Annotated in this window: 2 protein-coding genes; one reads left to right on the forward strand and one right to left on the reverse strand. The window is 52.4% G+C overall.

Annotated elements, in window-relative coordinates; translation table 11 throughout:
• Window positions 1-161 precede the first annotated feature (161 nt).
• A complete protein-coding gene (locus tag ACR0P9_RS12280) occupies window positions 162-947 on the forward strand; it encodes an NAD(P)-binding domain-containing protein (protein WP_432620555.1) in 786 nt (261 codons plus the stop codon).
• Between the two features lie 97 nt (window positions 948-1,044).
• On the opposite strand, the gene ACR0P9_RS12285 is transcribed toward ACR0P9_RS12280, so the two are convergent.
• The coding region (locus tag ACR0P9_RS12285) for an NAD(P)/FAD-dependent oxidoreductase (RefSeq protein WP_432620557.1) at window positions 1,045-1,606 on the reverse strand (562 nt) is incomplete at its 5' end.

The following is a 1,606-nucleotide window of genomic DNA, read 5'->3' on the forward strand; positions in this document are numbered from 1 at the left end:
AGAGAAGCCCGATGATCCTTCCGGTCATCATGGAAATTTAAATTTCGCTAGCTTTATCCAAATAAAAAACGATGCGCTGATGCTGTCTGCTGTGGACGGTATCAGCGCTTTTATGTTATACTATACATGGTTTCAATTGGTAACAAGAGAGGGGATACACGATGACAATACAAATGGGTATTCTGGGAACAGGACAGATTTCTTCCGCCCTTGTCACAGGTTTTTGCACGGATGATGCATCCAAGCAAAAGCTGCATATTTATCTTTCGCCGCGCAATGCACAAAAAGCGGCGGCACTGGCGCAGCAATTTCCGGAGCAGGTGACCGTGTGTGCTTCCAATCAGGAAGTACTGGATCAGGCAAAAGATTGGGTGATCTTGGCACTGCTGCCGCGGGATACCCAGCGCGTGATACAAGAGCTGCATTTTGCACCGGAGCAGAATATTTTGTCGCTGATTAGCGACCATCCCATGCACGACATTCTCCGCTGGACGGGAACAAAGGCAAAAGCCATTCGCATGGTGCCGCTGCCGTTTGCCGCGATGCATATCGGGCCGATTGCCTATTGTCCGGCCGATGCAGAGATTCGAGATCTGTTTGCTCCATTAGGACAGCTGATAGAGCTGCCGGATGAGCAGGCACTCAACACGATATTGACGCTGACCTCGCTCATGAGTCCGTTTTATTTGCTCATTCATCATGCGGCGGAGTGGGGAAAACAAAACGGTATGACAGATCGCGCCGCTGTCGATTATATGACATCGTTTTTTGAAGCACTGTCTGTCATGGCGCGGCAGGCGCCGGATAACGCTACGGTTGCCGAACTGTGCTATGATACGACCAAAGGCGGACTCAATGAGAGTGCCTATCGGTATATCACTCAACAAGGCGGCTATGACATTTGGATGCAGGCGTTGGAGCAGGTCAAGCAGCGGCTGCAAAAGTAGGAGAGACAAGTTTAGTCTGTGCGAGCAGGCAAACAAAAACGCCAGAGCCGGAAATTTTCCGGTTCTGGCGTTTGCTTTATTCTGCCTGTGTTTCTTCTTACTTGGGGGCATTGCGCAGGAACTCACTGATGTTGAGTCCGGCGATGGCACCATCTGCCACTGCCTTGGCAATTTGCAGGACACCGCCGACACAGTCGCCAGCGGCGAACAGACCGGGAACATTAGTCTGATAGCTGCGGTCTACCTTGACATCAGAGCCGTCCATGATGACACCCATGCGTCCGGCAAAATCTGCCGCGGAAGCAACGCCCTGTGCCAAGAACAAGCCGTCAATCGGATACAGCTGCTTTTCGGTCTGCACACCGGACAGCATACCAAAATCATCCGTGCGCAGTTCGGTAATCGGTTCTGTGATAATCGGAATGTCCGAAGGGATGTTTTTCGTCGTGATGGTTGCGCCGTTGGTAAACAGGCGAAGATTCTCTGTCAGCGGGCGTAAATGCTCCAGCTCGGCAACCGCATGATCGCCGCTGCCGACGACAGCGAGCGAGCGTCCGCGCATCAGGAAGCCGTCGCACTGTGCGCAATGGCTGACGCCGTAGCCGATGAGATGATCGGCATTCAAATTAGAGGCAAGTCTCTGTTTGCCGGTTGCCAGC

The sequence above is a fragment of the Butyricicoccus sp. genome (genome assembly GCF_050872565.1).
Taxonomy (GTDB): Bacteria; Bacillota; Clostridia; order Oscillospirales; family Butyricicoccaceae; genus Butyricicoccus_A.

Excerpts from the sequence above, each read along its gene's own strand:
- ACR0P9_RS12280 (WP_432620555.1), top strand. The coding sequence starts at position 162 with ATGACAATACAAATGGGTATTCTGGGAACAGGACAGATTTCTTCCGCC.